The following is a 16,769-nucleotide window of genomic DNA, read 5'->3' on the forward strand; positions in this document are numbered from 1 at the left end:
CCTACTCCACGCTGAACCAACCGAACTCCGGCTCACCTTCCTCTATAGTCCACTCCACCCTCTCCACGCTTGCGAAGGAGGGGCCTTGTTGCAACAATGCGACCAGTTCTCGGAGCCGGTCTTCCGGCCCCTCGGCGACTACCGCCACCGACCCATCCTCGAGGTTCTTGGCGAACCCCGTAAGCCTCAGGCGGTCGGCAGCGCGGGCGACGAACGCACGGTACCCCACGCCCTGCACTCTGCCGAATGCCACTGCCTTTAGCCGACCGGTCAACGTGGCTCGTCGCCTCCCGTTGATTTCGGGCCGTATGGGATCGTCTGCACCCGACCAAGCATGCGCGCAGCGAGGATCATTCGGGCGCAGCGCTCCAGCACTTCCATTCGATTGTACGCCTCTTTGATGCTGCCGCCCAAGGTCAGCGCACCGTGGTGGGACATCAGAAACACGTTGTGTGAAAGCAGGTAGGGTTTTACGCTCTCTGCCAAGTGGGTGGTACCGGGCGGGGCATAGGGGACCAGCGCCACCTCGCCTAGCACTAGGTCGGCTTCGGTAATCACGCCGTTCGGTAGCGTCTCGCCTGCAACGCTGAACCCGGTGGCGGTAGGTGGGTGTGCGTGCACCGCGGCCATCACATCGTCGCGCGCTTCGTACACTGCGAGATGCAGAGGCAGTTCCGAGGTGGGCGAGCCACCCGAAACCCACCGATTCCGGACGTCGACGATCACCAGGGCTTCCGGCGTGATATCCACTTTGTGTACGTTCGCCGGGGACACGAGCACGCGGTTGGCATCTACCCTGGCCGAAAGGTTGCCCTCGAACGCGCCGACGAGGCCGCAGTTCCACAGCATGCGTCCGCACTCGCTCAACTGCTCTCGTAGCTCGCGTTCTGTAGGCACTTGCTTCTATCCTATCTCGAACAACGCGGAAACCGACTCGTCCTCGTGCGCCCTGCGGACGGCGTTCGCAAATAGTTCGGCAACGGAGAGAACCGTCAGGCGGGAGAAGCGCTTCTCCGGTCCGATCGGAACCGAGTCCGTCACGACAACTTCCGCAATCTCGGGGCGATCGAGGCGCTCGATCGCAGGGCCCACCAGCACCCCGTGGGCAGCGGCGATATACACCTCCGGAACGCACCCGTTGGCCAGCAGCGCATCCACGCAGTGAGCGACGCTGCCCGCAGTCGTGATCATGTCCTCTACGATGATCGGAACCTTGCCCTCGACGTCGCCGGCAAGCTGGGTTAGCTCGCTCTCGTCGGGCCCGTAACGGTGCTTGTAGCCCACGACGATCGGCGCTTTGAGCAGCGATGCGACCTTGCGTACCTTCTTCACGCCGCCTTCGTCCGCCGACACGACGGCGATGTCACGGCCTTTCAACTTCTCGAAGTACTTCCCGAACATCTTGACGGTGTTCAGGTGGTCCACCGGAAAGTTGAAGAAGCCTTGGATCGCCGCGGCATGCAGGTCCATGGTCATGACCCGCTGGGCGCCGGCACAGACGATCATGTCCGCGACCAGCTTCGCCGTGATCGGCTCGCGAGGGAACTCCTTTTTCTCCTGCCTGGCATATCCGAAGTAGGGGATGACCGCGGTGATGCGGGCGACGCTCGTGCGGCGCATCGCATCCATCATGATCAGCAGCTCCATCAGGTTGCTGTCCACCGGCGGGCCAACGGACTGCACCACGTAGCAATCGGCGCCCCGCAGCGACTCGCGGTAGGCGACGTAGCACTCGCCGTCTTGGAACCGCAGAATGTCCACGTCGCCCAGCGTGACGCCGATCTCTCGCGCAATCGCTTGCGCGAGTTCCGGGTTCGCGGTCCCGCTGAACAGCTTCAGAGGAGCGTCTTTGGACATACCCGTCTGTACGAACTGGATGGCATTCAGAACCTCACGCCTATACAGAAAGTCACGGCATCAACCTTGGACGATTGGAACATGGCCGCTTCGACGAACGTGTTTTTGCCAAACTCCAGCCCGCCAAACAGCTTGGCCGACAGTACGGTGCGGTCCTCCTCATACCGCTTGTCCTCGAACAGGAAGCCGACCCCGAAACCTGCATACGGCACCATCTCCATGCTCGGCCCGGTCCAGACCTGAGAGAGGCCTATTCGGAACAATGAGCTAGTACCGGGGCCATAGGCGAGGTCCAGGTCAGCCCGCGGCTTCCCCCCCAGCAGCGACCCGACGGGCACCTCGACGTCGGCGCCGACGGCCCAGTAGGTCTGGATGTCCGAGTGGGTACCCGCAACGTTGAACGTGTCGGCAAATAGGAATCCTGTCTTCAGGCCGATCGTCGGGCGATCACGGAACTGTGCAGTCACGGTGGCGGCCACAAGGACCAGCAGCCCAAGGGCCAGCGACCGCGCGGCTCTAGAAGCGATACCCAACGTAGAACGCAACACCGTTGACGCGTCCGTCCGTTGCTTCGTCGAACTCGTCGCTCCAGAAGTAGCTGGCTTCCACGAACCACTCTCGCTCCAGCTCGATGCCGACCGTTCCCTTCAGTCCGAACACGGTCTTCGATGGGCCGTCGACGTCGGCAACGGTTGCCCCGGCGCCGATGCCCCAGTAGAAGCGGTTCAGGCTCACCGGGGAGTAGAAGAACTGGTTGATGGTAAGCGGGAAGACGCTGCCCTTCGAGCCACCGAAGGCGTGCGACAGATAGTCGGCCGAGAGCACCGTATCGGAATCCCGCAAGAAGTTCGACGCTACGTGAACGTCGAACCCGATGCCCAGCCACTGGCTGGCCTTGTCCTTCAGAATTCCTTCCGTGGGGAGGAACAGACCGCCACGGAGCGCCATGGTGTACTGGGCCTGTGCCGTAAGGGGAAGTAATAGGGCAACGAGTGCCGTCGCTGCGAACGCAAAGCTAAATCGCCTCATCCGTTGGCCTCCTTCGGTTCCGTCCTTGGACCGGCAGTATGCCGGAAGACACTGGCCTAGAATAGCCGTTTGCCGAGACCGATGTCAATCAGAGGAGGATGCCGAGAGCGCTTGCTAGGTTCAAAGTTGACGAGGATTCTCGGCTACGGCTATAATCCCCCGATGATCCCCAAGGTTTCGACGGCGGGCTTACCGCCGCGAGACCGGACGTTTGCGCGTGTGCTGGAGGAGGCGCTGCTCCGTGAGACAAGGCTGGCTCATTCTCATCGTTATCGTGCTACTAGGCTTGTCCGTGTGGTCTGCCCTGACAAAGACCCCCACTCTCGGGCTCGATGTCCGAGGAGGCTACCGTGTAATCCTGCAGGCGGATCTCAGCAAGCTGAAGCCGGAAGAGCGGAACCTCTGGCCCGAGAAGAGGCAGACGGTCCGGGAGATCCTGGACAAGCGACTGAAGGGACCCTTCGGCGCGGCGGACGCGACCGTGGCTACCAAGGGCCTAGACCAGTTCACCGTCGAGATACCCGGCGTCACCAATCCGGACGAAGTGTCGGAGATCCTCTCCAAAACCGCGCGTCTCGAGTTCTGGCACGCACTCAATGTCCAGACCGAGAAGGATCTGAACCGGCCGTACAAAGCCGAGCACAGCGAAAGTGCCGAGGGTGCCGAGCAGTGGAGCTTCCGCGACACCACTGCGCCAGAGGAGGACGAGTCGGCAGTAATCAAGTCGGGAACGCCTGAGTTCAAGCGGATGATTGCAGACGAGTGGGAGCTGATCTTGGACGGCTCTATGCTCAATCGCGCAAAGTCCGAAAACACCGGCACCGGTGCCTATTACGTCGCCTTGGATTTCAACAAGGAAGGGACGGATAGACTCGCGGACTTCTCGAGGAAGGTCGAGGGGCGCGGAGAGTACCTCGCGATCATCTTGGACGGAGAAGTGATTTCCTTCCCCGTGATGCGTGCGGTGATCACCAACGGGAAGGCAGTCATCGAGGGCGGTAACATGACTGGTAAGGATGCGATTCGCCTGGCGACGCTCCTCCAGGCCGGTGCCCTCCCGGTGGACCTAACTCAAGTGTACATGCAGCGAGTAGAGCCCACCATCGGTAGCCAAGCGCTAGACATGATCATCCGCGCCGGTATCGTGGGCTTCGCTCTGGTCTCGCTGTTCATGATGATCTACTACCTCGTGCCTGGCATTCTGGCGGTTGTAGCTCTTCTCTGCTATTCGCTCTTCTGCTATGCCGTGTATGTCAGCATGGGTGTGACCTTCTCGCTCCCGGGAATCGCGGGCTTCCTGCTGTCCATCGGTATGGCGGTGGACGCTAACGTGCTGATCTTCGAGCGCATGAAGGAGGAGCTTCGCGGCGGGAAGACACTCCTGGCTGCCATAGACGCTGGGTTCAAACGCGCATTTCCAGCCATCCTCGACTCCAACGTATGCACGATTATCACCTGTCTGGTGCTGTACAACCTCGGCACCGGTTCGGTAAAAGGGTTCGCCGCGACCCTCGGTGTCGGTGTCGCGATCAGTCTATTCACTGCCATCACGCTGACTCGCATGCTGCTCTATCTGCTGGTCGGGGCCGGCGTGAACAAGCCGTCGCTGTTCGCACTCGGGCGACAGTGGCTCGGCCGAGAGCACATGCGGGTCATCAGCCGCATGGTGGTCTACTTCGTGATCAGTGGCGCGGTCCTCGTCCCCGGCATTGTATTCATCTTCATGGGTGGGCTGAAGCCCAACATCGAGTTCGGCTCCGGTACGGAGGTGATATACACCGTCGAGGGCGGGGTGAAGGAGAACAACCGCCAGATCCAAGAACGACTTGCTGCTGCGGGTCTGGAAGGCGCCTCCGTGCAGCTTGCCGCCGGTGGCCAACAGGTCATCATCCGCATGAAGGAGCTGAAGGAATACAGGGTCTTGGACAATATGAACCAGCTGCAGCAGCGCGCGAAGATCGCCTCCGTGCTCGCTCCGGCTGGGGTGGATGCGCGCCTCGTCGATGTCAAAGAGAAGAACCCGGATGGTACCGAAACCGTTGTGCAGAAGCCCGCAAGCGAGGAGAGTTTCTCCCAAGTCGGCAAGATCATCAGTGACGAAACACTCAGGAATGCCATCCTCGCACTCGTCATCTCGATTGCCCTGATCCTCGTGTACCTATCGGTCAGGTTCGCAATTGAAGGCGGGTGGAGCGGCGTGAAGTTCGGAGCAGCCGCACTGATTGCCACCATCCACGACGTCGGCGTGTTGGTCGGGTGCTCCGCGATCTTCGGCTACTTCCTGAACTGGGAGATCAGCTCACTCTTCATTACGGCATTGCTGACCATCATCGGCTTTTCCGTGCACGACACGATCGTCATCTTCGACCGAATCCGAGAGAACCTGCTGCATAAGAAGCGCGGTGAGACGTTCGAGAACCTAGTGGACCGCTCCATCAGCCAGTCCTTCGCTCGGTCGATCAACACCAGCCTGACCGTCGTGCTGATGCTGGCGTCGCTTTTCTTCATCGGCAGTGCCATGCCGGACTTGCGGCACTTCCACGCCATCATGTTGATCGGCGTCATATCGGGAACGTACAGCTCTATCTTCAACGCGTCGCCGATCTTGGTGCTCATCGAGCGCTTCTCTCATCGCATGGGTGCGCAGACGCTCGAGGCTGCAGTCAAAGAGCGTGAACGTGCCGCACCCGCCGTACCGAAGACGACGACGGTGGCACCAGATGGCGATGCGGCATTCGGGCAGACCGGCCGTGTTACTCCTGAGCTGCCGAAGCCGCCGCATGGGGCCGACGACAGGCCATCCGCCCGCCCGAAGTCGAAGAAGCCCAAGCGCCGCTTCTAGCTTCGTTCGAATGCCTCCACCGCGAGCGGTGGAGGCATTCGTCTGCCGGCCACCGCAGTCGTCGTCATGTTTCGGCCGGGCTCAGCAGGACGGAATAGGGCACCTCGCGCGGACCCCACGGCGTCACACGCCGGCAGCCTTACCACGGTGCGATTGCTAGGCCCAAAGGCCTAAATACTTAGTCTGGCTAATCAGATCGACACGGGGAACCAGACTTTATGGTAATCATTGTGCAGGATACCGACCGGTCGGTCAACTGTTAGCTCGGCTAAGCGGAACCATGAACAAAGACTGCACAACCAGACAGGCCGTCCTCGAAAGCGCTCTCGGTCTCATGACCGAGAAGGGCTTTACGAACACGAGCATGGACGACATCCTGAGCGTCAGCGGCGTGAAGAAGGGCAGTCTGTACCACTTCTTTACCAGCAAAACGGAACTTGGCTTGGCCGTGCTGGACCTGTACTGGGAGCGGGCCACGACTTGGGTTGACCATCAGTTCGAGAACTTGCCGGGGGGGCCACTGGAGCGAATCCAGAAGTTCTTCGCCGGCGAGGGTTTCCCCGAGACCACCGGCAAATTCACCGGTTGCCTGCTGGGCACGATCGTCGCGGAGATGTCACTCATCGAGGACCGGCTGAGCGGGCGAGCGCTCGAACTGCTCAACCGGTTCGTGGATCGAATAGCGCAAGAACTGGACAAGGCTGTTCAGGCAGGCGAACTCAGTGCGGGTACGGACACGAAGTCCCTCGCGCGACAGCTCGTCACTTACTTCGAGGGGGGATTGCTGATTGCCAAGGCGTGCCAGAGCTTGCAAGCTCTGCGGGATCTGGCACCCGGCATCAGTGCGCTCATCGATTCCTGCCGCAACGGAAGGGGCGGTCCCGGTTCGGGCGATGGCGAGACGACTGTCGCCTTCAAGAATGCGAGGCAGTCATGATGGACGTTACCTGCACAAGCTACTCGGATGTGCGTGATGGCTCGGTGGAGGCTAGGCGGATCGAGTTCGAGAGGCTCATGAAGAAGTCGTGGCGGCGCGCCTACACCATGGCTTTCCAACTAACTCGGAATCGCTCCGATGCCGAAGACCTGGTTCAAGATACGTTTGTTAAGGCTTGGAAGGGGTTCGCGTCTTTCCGGCCCGAGCGTCCGTTTATCAACTGGGTGCTGAGGATCATGCAGCGCGCGTTTCTCGACCTGCGCCGCCGAGACAATCCGGTGCGCACGGCGGAGAGCCTGAACGGTATGATAAGCCCTTCCGACGGCGAGATCCAGGAGATACCGATCCCAGACCGGTCTCCGGGTCCCGAGGATAGCTACCTGTCGCAGGAGGTTCGTCGGGAGGTGACGGAGGCGCTCGGGACCATCCCCGACGTCTACCGAGCGGCGGTAGTGTTGTGCGACATCGAGGGATTGTCGTACGCCGAGATCGCCGAGGTGCAGGGTACTACGGTGGGTACGGTGCGGTCGCGTATCCATCGGGGCAGGCAGATGCTCAAGAAGGAACTGGCGCGACGACAGAAACAGTAGCGAAGACTTCTTTCTCCGCGCGGGGGCTGGGTCGGGGGTCCCAGTCTCCGCGCTCTCCCATTTGTGGGTGACGCGGCTAGCTAGGGCCCCGCTGGAATGAGAACTCGGCCTCGGTCATCCTCTCCCCTCGCCGAAGGGAGAAGCGGCCGGCCAGTCCGCTGCGAATCAGGTTCTCCACAATCTGCAAGCCCAGTCCACTAGCCTTCGACTCCTCAAACCCCTCTGGCAGCAATTCTCCGTCGTTGCGCACCGTCACCGATACCCTCTCGTCGTGAACCACGATGGCGACCTCAATGCGCCCCTCATCTCGAGGACCGATGCCGTGCTGGATCGCGTTTTGTAGCAGTTCGTTCAGCACCAGCGCGACGTGATTCGCCTGGTTCATTGGCAGTAGGATGTCGTCGCCCTCGATTTCCCAGTCGATCCGACAGCCTGGTGGGGCGTAGCTCTGCAGCAAGTGCCGGAGGATCGCCTCGGCCACCTTTCGTAGGTGCACGAACTCTAGGTCGTCGCGGGACAGCAAGTCGTGCACAGCCGCGATGGCCTGAATGCGGTTCAGGCTCTCGTGCAGGTGCTCCGAAAGGCCTTCGTCGCCCACCTGCCGAAGCTGCATGCGGAGCAGGCTGGCGATCTGCTGCAAGTTGTTCTTAACGCGGTGATGCATCTCTTGCATCAGGGTGTTGCGCGCAGTCAGCCTGGCGTGGCTGACGGCGATCGCGGCCTGACCCGCGAGGGTCTCTAGCGTGCGGGTTTCGTCCTGCGTGAACTCGTGGTTGTAGCCCGTGTAGCAGGACAGCACGCCCAGTGCCTTGCCCGCAACGGTAAGCGGCACGCAGATCAGCGATCGCACCCCTTGCTCCTTCGCTATCTCGGGGAAGAGGTATCGGTCGCTGGTCTGTACGTCTGCGAGCGTGACCGTGCGATTCTCCTTCACTGCCAATCCAGCGATGCTCTGCCCGACGCGGATGCTGGGCTTATTCAGGTAAGCGCGGCTGGTGGACTGCGAGGCATGCAGAACTAGTTCTTGGGTGTCCTCGTTCAGCAGCCGAATGGTGACAACCTTGTAGCTGAGGTGCCGCGCGATCTCGGACACCAGTAGCTGCAGAATTTCCTCGAGGTACGCACTGGAGGTGATCATGCGGCTGACCTGCGCCAAAGCGCGGAACTGCGAGGCCTGATGCTCCAGGCGCGTCATGCGGTCCAGATGCTCCACCGCCCCCGCAACCTGTCCCGCGACGCTGGCAAGTAGCATCTCCTCTTCACGCGAGTACTTATGGGGGGCGCGCGTGCGTACGGTGATCACGCCGATCACCTTCTCGCGCACCTCTAACGGCACGGCCAGAAAGCTCTCGAACTCCTCTTCGTGCAGAATGGCGTAGTACTTGGCGCGTGGATCGGAGTATGCACGTCGGCTGATGCCCACCGGCCGTCTCTCGAGGGCCACTCGTCCGGTGATCCCCTCGCCCACGCGAATGCGCACGCGCTCGATGAGGGGCTGGTTCTCCGTGCTGGCGCGCAGAACTAGCTCGTTTTCGTCCTCCGTCAGAAGGTAGATTTCGCAGACGTCGGTATCGGTGACGCTTCGACCGATCTCCGCGAGACCTTGCAACATCTCGTGCGAGCCGAATGCCGAGCCGGTGGCCTCGCTGATGCGGCGCATGGCGTCCAGCTCGGCCTCTTTGCGCGCGAGTTCCTGCCGCAGCCTTGCAATCAGCCGCTCTTTGCCGACTCGGCGACTGGCTTGCTTCCGGGGAGTTGGGGATGCCGGCTCCGACATTCTCGTTTTACAGTACCGGCGTCGCCTTGCCCGACCGCACCACGTTGCCAGCGGCGTGGCTCCGGCGGACCTCGGTAAGGACGCTCTTCGCGCGGCGCCCGATGTGCTCCACGCCGTCGTTCAGGCGGAGGTAGAGGCCATCGTCGCTCCATCCGACGGCCTTCGGTTCTCCGCCGGACAGCACCGACTGCACCACGTTACATTCGATGACCTGTGCGCGTCGGTGGCGCGGAAGCTCCTGCTCGAACTGCGTCATCGTGCCAGCCGTGATCCGGAACTCTTCCAGCGACATATGCTCATCTGCACGGACGTAGATGGCGCGGCGGTAGTGGTGTTCGAGCGACTCGACATGCTCGCCATCGGCTCCGATGAACCATTCACTCACCTGTGGATGTGCTTCGACGAGCAGGGCGTCACCAGCTTCGGCAGCCTTCCTACGCAGATCTCGTTCTAGCCAGAGCGATACGGTCTCCGCACTGTTCACGCGTCCGCGACCGTGGCAGACCGAACACACGTCCGTAATGGCTTCCGTCACGGACTCACCGGTTCGTTTTCTCGTCATCTCGATGAGGCCGAGAGAGCTGATTCGGCCCACGCGAGTGCGCGCTCGGTCCCGCTTCAGCGCGCGAGTGAACGCTGCGAGCACGGTCTTTCGGTCTTGCGCGCTGGACATGTCGATGAAATCTATGACGATGATGCCCCCGAGGTCTCGTAAGCGAATCTGTCGCGTGACTTCCTGCACCGCCTCGAGGTTGGCCTTTACGATGGTGTCAGCCAGTGATGTCGAGCCGACCTGCTTGCCGGTGTTCACGTCAATCGCGGTGATGGCTTCCATCTCGTCCACCACGAGGTAGCCACCCGATTTCAACCACACCTTGCGTCGAAGCAGCCGCTCAATCTGCGCTTCGATGCCGAAATGGTCGAAGATGGGTTCCTCTCCGTCGTAGAGGACGATGCGGTTTCGCACCTTCGGAGCCAGCACGGATGCTATCTCGTGAATCGCCTCGTACTCCGCCGGATCGTCCAGCACCAGGCGGTTTACATCCGTGCCGAAGGCGTCTCGCACCGTGCGGAGCAAGAGCGTATCATCCGAGTGAATGCGCGCGGGCGCCCTCTCGGTCCGGGCGCGCTCTGCAACCTGCATCCAGGTCTTCGCCAAGAACGCTACGTCCGCGGTCAGCTCTTTCTCGGTCTTACCTTCACACTCCGTTCGCAGAATCAGGCCGAAGCCTTCGGGGCACAGCTTCTGCCCAATGCGGCGCAGGCGCTCGCGCTCCGCTCTGTCTTCAATCTTTCGTGACACCCCGAGGTGCGCACCGTCTGGCATCAACACCACATAGCGGCCGGGCAGGGTGAGTCGAGTAGAGACGCGGGCCCCTTTCGTCCCCCTCGGGCCCTTGATTACCTGCACCAGCACTTCTTGTCCGGGCCTTAGCAGGTCCTTGATGTTCCTCTGCCTCAGTTCGGAGCGGCGTAGCGAGGCGGGTGGGGCGTCGGTGCCGTCGTCCAGCAGCACGTCCGCCACGTACAGAAAAGCGTTGCGCTCCAGCCCGATGTCCACGAACGCCGCATCCATGCCCTGAAGCACGTTCTGGACGATCCCTTTGTAGATGCTGCCCACGACGCGCTCTTCGCGCTCCACTCTCAGCTCGACGAGCTGTCCATCTTCTAGGGTGGCTATGCGCGTCTCGCGTGGGCTGACGTTAACGATGATGTCTTTCGTAACCTTCTGTTCTATGGAAGTTCACTCCTTAGGACGGGCGCGGGGTCTGTGGCTGCAGTTCTACGGGGCATCGGCCGCGACGGATGATGAAACAGCGGCGATGGGGGTGAAATCGCGCCCGAGACACTGCGGATGCCTTTGCGCCCGGCGTGCATTTCGTCTGCAGTATAGCACAGTGTTTGTTCGGCCCGGGTGCCGGTGTCGGAGCGGCGTATCGGATTCCCACCTTCGCTGGAATTATAGTTACCGACCAGAGTATGTGCCCCATGTCGTTTTCCCGAGGAGTCCGTAAATACGGCTCTTGTCCCGGCAGGGCTTTAGGTTCGAGGGGGCAAACGTGGCGAGGTGGGCAAGGGGTTAAAGCGCGAAGACGGCGGCGATGCTTGCCTTGTTCGGAAGACCGCGCTTCGCTGGGCTAAATAAACCGCACAGCAGTCAGACCGACGTTGCCGCCAATCACGAGCCGATGTGGGCATTACCCCGAACGATAGACAGCGTCCCTCCTATCGAGCTATCTCTCGCTGTCACGAAGAGCTTTCGCCCCTCGTCCCTGCGAGACCCTTCCCCTGAGATTCGAACCGTTCGCAGGATTGCTCCTACCTTCGGCTCTCACCGGACTTCCGCCCTCAACGAGATTGCTCCCGTATCTTGCTTCCGTCCGTCTCCGGCGTCCCGCGAGATTACTCCCGCGTTTCGCCTTCGCCTCACGAGAAGGTGGAACACTCGAAGAGACAAGCCTTCAACCACCGTCTCCGGCGCCCTCGGGAGTTTCCCCCCTCGAGCAAACAGAATCATAACACAACTTTTTTGTCCTGTCAAGGGTACGGGGCAAAATTCTCGGTTTTTTTCTGGCCGGAGGATTTGCGGGTCCGTGACCGAACAGAATCCTATTGCCGCAGGTGCGGGATGGAGGGGTGAGATGCAACCGTTTTCGTTCCGATCGGGTCTTGCCGAATTGCTTGGGACGTTTTTGCTCGTCGTGGTCGGTGGAGGCGCCATCTGCGCCGTTACGGTGCGAGGCGGAAGTGGCGAAGCGATGGCGGTGCGGGCCGCGCTGGCGAACGGCTTCGCACTTGCAGTGATCGTGTATGCCTTCGCGCATGTGTCGGGCGGAGCAGCCAACCCGGCTGTCAATCTCGCGGCATGGATCGGCGGCCGCCTCAGCGCTGCAGGCATGCTGATGTACACGGTCTTTCAACTCGTAGGCGGGATTGTTGGAGGTTTCGTGCTTCGGGCGGTGTACGCGAAGGTCGTTGACGAGACTATCATCCTGGGTGCGCCGGGCTACAACTTAGACGGTCGAGACATCGTCAGCCCGGTACGGGCGGGACTCACCGAAGTGGTATTCACCTTCTTTCTCGTGCTGGTGGTAATGGCTTGTCTGTTCGATGAGCGGCGGCGAGCGAAGCAACTCTTTGGACTGTGCGTTGGGCTTGCGTACTCTGCGGCAATCTTCGCGACGTTCTCGATGACCGGCGCCGGCCTGAACCCGGCGAAGTACCTAGGCTCGGCACTCGCGGCGGGGGCGCTGCAACAGGCAGGCGTCTTCCTGATTGCTCCCCTGATTGGGGCGGCACTCGCGGCAATTGCATATCGGTTTCTGTTCATGGGCGGGCTGGGGAGCACGGAAGAGGAGGCATAGACAGACGACTCGGTCGCGGGTCCGAAGTCCGTTCGGGCGGTCTTCGAACGCCCTTGGCGGGTATCAATGCTGCGCCAGGGGCGCGACCCCTTGAGCCTGCTTATTGGGGGTTCTTATATGGACGCGCAAGCGCCTTGCGTTGCAAAGGTGGGCCAGCCGGCTCCCGATTTTTGCATGAAGACCACGGCCGACATCAAAACGTTGGAGTCGGTCGCAAAGTTGAGTGACTACCGCGGGAAGTGGCTCGTTCTATTCTTCTATCCGCTCGACTTTACTTTCGTTTGCCCGACCGAGATCCTCGCGCTCTCGGACCGATACGAGGAGTTCCAGGAGCTGGGTGCCGACATCCTCGGCGTGTCCACGGACTCGGTGTACTCTCATCGCGCTTGGCTCAACACACCGCGAGACATGAATGGTATTCAGGGAACGAAGTTCCCGCTCGGCGCGGACATCAAGAAGGAAGTCTCCCGGGCCTACGGTGTGCTCATCGAGGAAGAAGGGATAGCTCTGCGGGGGCTCTTCATCATAGACCCGGACGGCATCCTTCAATACGCTGTCATCAACAATCTGAATATCGGCCGCAGCGTGGACGAAACGTTGCGTGTCATTCAGGCGCTTCAAACCGGCGGTCTCTGCGGCTCCGACTGGAAGCCGGGCCAAGAGACGCTTAAGCCGGGCGGCTAGGGGGGACATCAACATGCCACTTCGAGCCGGGGCGCCTATGCCCAGCTTCGACGGTGCGACCGAGTGGCTGAATGGATCGCCGGACCCCGAGTCGTTGGCCTCGGGGCCGGCCTTCGTGGCGTTTTGGTCCGTGAGCTGTCACATCTGTCACGAGAACATGCCTGCAGTGCGGGAGTGGAAGAAGCTCTATGAGCCGCGTGGGCTCCGGTTCATCTCTGTTCACATGCCGCGTCAGCCGGAGGACACGAACGTGGAGCGGGTTCGCGAGATGGTGGCGGAGTTCGGGATTGATGAGCCGTGCGCCATTGACAACAACCATGCGATTGCCGATGCGTTCGAGAACGAATGGGTGCCTTCGTACTACCTGTTCGACTCGGACGGGAAGATGAAGGCGCGCTCTGCGGGCGTGTACGCAGTGAAGATGATGACGCTGCCGTTGCAGAAGCTGTTCGAATAAACTTCGGGCCGGTCACGCGACCGGCCCGAAAGTTAGCCCGCTCCAGTCGGCAGTCTACCTTTCGGCACGCGCGGCGGGGTCTTTGGCAAAGGGCAGCATCAGCCCGACGACGATGCCCCAGACGGTGCCGAATAGGGCGTAGATCAACATTGGCGCAAGATCCCCTTGCTGCAAGCCAAGCTTTACGAAGTAGGCCACGGTTCCAGCCGTCGCGTAAGAACAGAGCTTCGGGATGCGGCGGGGAGAGCGCCTAGCCCATTGGCGTCCGAGTGCGGTGACGCCGTGCTTGGCGAGGATGCCGAAGGCAAGCATGGTGGCCAGTCGAATGCTAACGTCCATTGATGCCCAGGGTACCTCGGCAATGCTCCAGCAGGCATGCAGTGGTCCTGCTGGGAGCTGCAAAACGTCTCGCGAGGAGCACGGGTATACTCTTCCTTCGCAATGTCAGGCAAGAAGCGCGGCAAGCCCGCTTGGTGGAAGAGCAGTTACTTCTGGATTACCGGGGTCCTCTTGGTGATCGCGGTCTACGGCTTCGCGATGGGCCCCTCGACCATAGCAGACACCGGCCAATCGAATAGCAGACCGCTGTCACCGGAGAACCCTCGTGACGTCGCAGCGGACATCCGCCTTCCCCTTTTGTACCTAGGGGCTGCGCTTCTGATGGCGTTTAATGGGATCGTCTCTCACCGGCAGTACGTTGCGCAGTACCACGCCGAGCAGGAACAGGAGCAGGAGAAAAGCTGATGGTCCTCTGCATCAAGTGCCACAACCCGATCAAGAAACTGCCTGTGTGGTTGTCGCGTGTGAAGGTGGGGTTCGTCTGCGATTCGTGCAAGACACGGCCCGTGAGTCAGCAGGGCCACGCGCGCAAGCCCACGCCTCCACCCGAGTCGGTCGATCTGGAACTAGATGACACGGTCCCTCTTCCCTCCAGCCTGGCCGACTTATCCACCGAGATCGTGGACGTGGTGGAGAAAGAGGTGGAGATTCCGGAGGAGCCGATCCTCGCGGTCGTGTCCATGGAGGAGTCGTCGGCTGAGGTAGAGGCCGCGGCCGAGGCTGAGCCGGAGCCGGCGCGAGTGGAGGAAGTCTCGAAGAAGCGGAAGGCGGCCAAGCCTGAAGCTCCGTTGCCCGAGGTGGCGATTCCTGACGACGCGCCGCACACCCTGCTGGCCAAAAAGCTGCTACAGGTTCTTGCCCCCGAGGGATCGGAAGGGAAGCCCAAGGGGAAGAAGGCCACAGAAGAGAAGAAGGCGAAGCCCGAACCGGCGCCGGAACCGAAGGCAAAGAAGGCTAAAGCCGAGGCTGCGTCTGAACCGAAGTCCAAGAAGGTCGCAGAGAAGGAGGCGAAGCCCGAACCGGCGCCGGAACCGAAGGCAAAGAAGGCTAAAGCCGAGGCTGCGCCTGAGCCCAAGGCTAAGAAGGTCGCGGAGAAGGAGGCGAAGTCGCCCTCCCCCACCGCGTCCAAGCCGAAGAAGACCGCCGCCAAGAAGGTCTGACTGGGCGGCTTGCCTCAATCCTTGTCCTTGTCCGGTCGGCTCTCGGGGAGACTGATGATCTGTTCGCCAGGCTTCACCCAGCCCTGACGTCGCGCCTCGGTTTCCAGCCCCGCGGGGCTGTCGAGCTGTTTGAGGCGGGCTTCCATCTCGCGGTTCTCGCGCTCGATCTGAGCCACCTCGGCGCGCAATGTTGCAGCGCGCTGGCGCTCCGAGATCCATAGCTGCCACGGCCGTCGGCTGTTCCATGCAATCGCGCCGATGCAGAGCAACATCGTCGCCACTAGTCCGAGAGCCAGCCAGTTGACCCGTCCTTGCTTACGCTTCCTTGCCATCGTCCGTGACCTCTCCGAAATAGATAAGGTTGGTGTGCCCACGATCCTTGCAGGGCGTTCCCAACGTGATGACTACCGTGTCCCGTACATGAAGATACCCGTCCCGGACGCCGGAGCGATAGGCCGCAGCGATCAGGTCGTCAATCGTATCTCCTTGCTCGGCCTGCACGGGCGCCACCCCCCACACCATGTGGAGGTGCCCAAGCGTGTCGTGCTCAGGGGAGGCGGCAAGAATCGGGGCCTGTGGGCGGTTCATCGCGAGCATTCGAGCGGTCGTGCCGCTGCGAGTGAAGCCCACGATGGCAGCGACCTGAAGGGCGTCGGCTAGGGAGCATGCGGCTCTCGCGACCGCGCAGGTCGAGTCGACCCGCCCAGGGGGCGCGATGGTGGGGGCATTCGGCAGCTCGCGTTCCGCACGCTCGGCAATCTGCGACATCGTTCGCACGACCTTCGCCGGATGGCGACCGATGGCGGTCTCGGCGGAGAGCAGCAGAGCGTCCGCGCCTTCTAGGATGGCACCGGAGACGTCGGACACCTCGGCGCGAGTGGGGCGGTCATTCTCGATCATGCTCTCCAGCATCTGGGTGGCGATGACTACGGGCTTGCCCACTTCGCGGCATCGGCGGATCACCTGCCGTTGGATGTGGGGCACGTCGGCGATGGGCACCTGAAGTCCCAGGTCTCCGCGTGCCACCATCACAGCGTCCGCTGTCTGGACTATCTCGTCCAATCTCTCGACTGCCTGCGCCGTTTCGATCTTCGCGCATATGGCAGCCTTTGAGCCCGCCTCGCGCGCGAGCTCGCGCGCCGTCTCGATGTCCGCTGCCGACCGAGCGAACGACACGGCGAACCAGTCCACGCCTTCGTCTGCACCTGCGCGGATGTCGAAAGCGTCTTGTGGAGTGATGGCGGGAATGGGAATGTCGCGTCCCACCAGTGTCACTCCCTGCCGCGTCCGCACCGCACCTTCGTCCTCCACACGTGCTGTCAGAGTGGAGCCAGACTTGCTCTCGACCCGCAGAGACACTCCACCGTCGCCGATGAGGAGTGTGTCACCGGGTTGTGCGGCCTCGATCACCTCGGGGAGTGGGAATGGCAGTGAGCCCGCAAGCGGCTGCAGCGAGAGAGTGACGGTCGCGCCCGGAGGAAGGTTCACCTGACCGCCTTCGATCTCGCCCAGTCGGAACTTGGGGCCGGCGAGGTCGAGGAGAACAGCGGGCCTGCGCGCGGGGTCGGCATGGAGAGAGTGGACGGTGCGGATCTGCTCACGGCGGCTGGGCCAGTCGCTATGCGAGCAGTTGAAGCGGGCGACGTCCATCCCGGCTTCTGCCATGGCCGCGATGGTGTCGGGAGCCGACGAGGAAGGACCGATGGAGCAGATGATCTTGGTGCGCCTCACG

At 61.7% G+C, this 16,769-nt stretch carries 18 protein-coding genes; 8 read left to right on the forward strand and 10 right to left on the reverse strand.

Annotated elements, in window-relative coordinates:
* Window position 1 precedes the first annotated feature (1 nt).
* From HRF45_04845 to HRF45_04865, 5 genes are read right to left on the reverse strand one after another with little or no spacing between them, the layout of a single operon-like run.
* Complete coding sequence (locus HRF45_04845; GenBank protein ID MEP0765855.1) at window positions 2-274, reverse strand: acylphosphatase; 273 nt, start codon at window positions 272-274, stop codon at window positions 2-4.
* Window positions 271-897, reverse strand: coding sequence for a class II aldolase/adducin family protein (locus HRF45_04850; GenBank protein MEP0765856.1), 627 nt, complete (start codon window positions 895-897; stop codon window positions 271-273). Before HRF45_04850 ends, HRF45_04845 begins: the two co-directional genes overlap by 4 nt.
* Before the next feature lie 6 nt (window positions 898-903).
* Entirely contained in the window at window positions 904-1,857 is a 954-nt protein-coding gene (locus HRF45_04855; protein MEP0765857.1) for a ribose-phosphate pyrophosphokinase, read from the reverse strand.
* 26 nt (window positions 1,858-1,883) lie between these two features.
* Window positions 1,884-2,405, reverse strand: coding sequence for a hypothetical protein (locus HRF45_04860; GenBank protein ID MEP0765858.1), 522 nt, complete (start codon window positions 2,403-2,405; stop codon window positions 1,884-1,886).
* Complete coding sequence (locus tag HRF45_04865) at window positions 2,374-2,886, reverse strand: hypothetical protein (GenBank protein ID MEP0765859.1); 513 nt, start codon at window positions 2,884-2,886, stop codon at window positions 2,374-2,376. Before HRF45_04865 ends, HRF45_04860 begins: the two co-directional genes overlap by 32 nt.
* A 241-nt stretch (window positions 2,887-3,127) precedes the next feature.
* Here HRF45_04865 and secD point away from each other — a divergent pair, with 241 nt between their 5' ends.
* From secD to HRF45_04880, 3 genes are all read left to right on the forward strand, one after another.
* The gene (gene secD / locus HRF45_04870) at window positions 3,128-5,728 is read left to right on the forward strand and encodes a protein translocase subunit SecD (protein MEP0765860.1); all 2,601 of its coding nucleotides are present in this window, start codon (window positions 3,128-3,130) and stop codon (window positions 5,726-5,728) included.
* Window positions 5,729-6,008: 280 nt separating this feature from the next.
* Entirely contained in the window at window positions 6,009-6,665 is a 657-nt protein-coding gene (locus HRF45_04875) for a TetR/AcrR family transcriptional regulator (GenBank protein ID MEP0765861.1), read from the forward strand.
* Window positions 6,662-7,255 (forward strand): sigma-70 family RNA polymerase sigma factor, encoded by a 594-nt coding sequence (locus tag HRF45_04880; protein MEP0765862.1) that lies wholly within the window; start codon window positions 6,662-6,664, stop codon window positions 7,253-7,255. Before HRF45_04875 ends, HRF45_04880 begins: the two co-directional genes overlap by 4 nt.
* A gap of 76 nt (window positions 7,256-7,331) precedes the next feature.
* Here the strand turns inward: HRF45_04880 and HRF45_04885 are convergent, their stop codons facing one another.
* Both HRF45_04885 and HRF45_04890 read right to left on the reverse strand, forming a co-directional pair.
* On the reverse strand, window positions 7,332-9,032 hold the full coding sequence (locus HRF45_04885) for a GAF domain-containing protein (protein MEP0765863.1): 1,701 nt from the start codon (window positions 9,030-9,032) through the stop codon (window positions 7,332-7,334).
* A 7-nt stretch (window positions 9,033-9,039) separates the two neighbouring features.
* Window positions 9,040-10,770 (reverse strand): Rne/Rng family ribonuclease, encoded by a 1,731-nt coding sequence (locus tag HRF45_04890; GenBank protein MEP0765864.1) that lies wholly within the window; start codon window positions 10,768-10,770, stop codon window positions 9,040-9,042.
* 904 nt (window positions 10,771-11,674) lie between these two features.
* On the opposite strand from HRF45_04890, the gene HRF45_04895 reads away from it, so the two are divergent.
* From HRF45_04895 to HRF45_04905, 3 genes are all read left to right on the forward strand, one after another.
* Window positions 11,675-12,397, forward strand: coding sequence for an aquaporin (locus tag HRF45_04895; protein MEP0765865.1), 723 nt, complete (start codon window positions 11,675-11,677; stop codon window positions 12,395-12,397).
* 117 nt (window positions 12,398-12,514) lie between these two features.
* A complete protein-coding gene (locus HRF45_04900; protein ID MEP0765866.1) occupies window positions 12,515-13,081 on the forward strand; it encodes a peroxiredoxin in 567 nt (188 codons plus the stop codon).
* 13 nt (window positions 13,082-13,094) lie between these two features.
* Window positions 13,095-13,538: a TlpA family protein disulfide reductase gene (locus HRF45_04905; protein ID MEP0765867.1), complete on the forward strand. Its 444-nt coding sequence runs from the start codon at window positions 13,095-13,097 to the stop codon at window positions 13,536-13,538.
* Window positions 13,539-13,592: 54 nt separating this feature from the next.
* Here HRF45_04905 and HRF45_04910 read toward each other — a convergent pair whose 3' ends face one another.
* Complete coding sequence (locus HRF45_04910) at window positions 13,593-13,877, reverse strand: hypothetical protein (GenBank protein ID MEP0765868.1); 285 nt, start codon at window positions 13,875-13,877, stop codon at window positions 13,593-13,595.
* A gap of 102 nt (window positions 13,878-13,979) precedes the next feature.
* Here HRF45_04910 and HRF45_04915 point away from each other — a divergent pair, with 102 nt between their 5' ends.
* The gene (locus HRF45_04915) at window positions 13,980-14,282 is read left to right on the forward strand and encodes a hypothetical protein (protein MEP0765869.1); all 303 of its coding nucleotides are present in this window, start codon (window positions 13,980-13,982) and stop codon (window positions 14,280-14,282) included.
* Window positions 14,282-15,037 (forward strand): hypothetical protein, encoded by a 756-nt coding sequence (locus HRF45_04920; GenBank protein ID MEP0765870.1) that lies wholly within the window; start codon window positions 14,282-14,284, stop codon window positions 15,035-15,037. The genes HRF45_04915 and HRF45_04920 overlap by 1 nt, the downstream gene beginning before the upstream one ends.
* Before the next feature lie 14 nt (window positions 15,038-15,051).
* Here the strand turns inward: HRF45_04920 and HRF45_04925 are convergent, their stop codons facing one another.
* Both HRF45_04925 and pyk read right to left on the reverse strand, forming a co-directional pair.
* The gene (locus HRF45_04925) at window positions 15,052-15,369 is read right to left on the reverse strand and encodes a septum formation initiator family protein (GenBank protein MEP0765871.1); all 318 of its coding nucleotides are present in this window, start codon (window positions 15,367-15,369) and stop codon (window positions 15,052-15,054) included.
* The gene (gene pyk / locus HRF45_04930; protein MEP0765872.1) at window positions 15,353-16,768 is read right to left on the reverse strand and encodes a pyruvate kinase; all 1,416 of its coding nucleotides are present in this window, start codon (window positions 16,766-16,768) and stop codon (window positions 15,353-15,355) included. Before pyk ends, HRF45_04925 begins: the two co-directional genes overlap by 17 nt.
* Between the last annotated feature and the right edge of the window lies 1 nt (window position 16,769).

The sequence above is a fragment of the Fimbriimonadia bacterium genome (genome assembly GCA_039961735.1).
Classification (GTDB): Bacteria; Armatimonadota; Fimbriimonadia; order Fimbriimonadales; family JABRVX01; genus JABRVX01.